This window comes from Colwellia marinimaniae (genome assembly GCF_002207865.1).
Classification (GTDB): Bacteria; Pseudomonadota; Gammaproteobacteria; order Enterobacterales; family Alteromonadaceae; genus Colwellia; species Colwellia marinimaniae.
Window position 1 is genome coordinate 1 of record NZ_BDQM01000155.1, and the last position, 367, is coordinate 367.

At 65.4% G+C, this 367-nt stretch carries 1 protein-coding gene; it reads left to right on the forward strand.

Annotated elements, in window-relative coordinates:
- Positions 1 to 367: class I tRNA ligase family protein (locus MTCD1_RS18675; RefSeq protein WP_143760155.1), on the forward strand; the 367-nt coding region annotated here is incomplete at both ends.

The following is a 367-nucleotide window of genomic DNA, read 5'->3' on the forward strand; positions in this document are numbered from 1 at the left end:
GCCATGGGCTGCGCGCTGCTGGGCGAGAGCTTCGACATCCACGGTGGCGGCGCCGATCTGCAGTTTCCGCACCACGAGAACGAGATCGCCCAGAGCGAGGGCGCCACGGGCAAACCGTTCGCGCGGCTGTGGATGCACAACGGCTTCATCAGCGGGGACAACGAGAAGATGTCCAAGAGCCTGGGCAACTTCTTCACCATCCGTGACGTGCTCAAGGAATACGACGCGGAGACTGTGCGCTTCTTCGTGGTCCGCAGCCACTACCGCAGCCCGCTGAACTACAGCAACGTGCACCTGGACGATGCGCGTGCCGCGCTCAAGCGCCTGTACACCGCGCTGAGCCTGGTGGCACCGGCCCCGGTCGAGG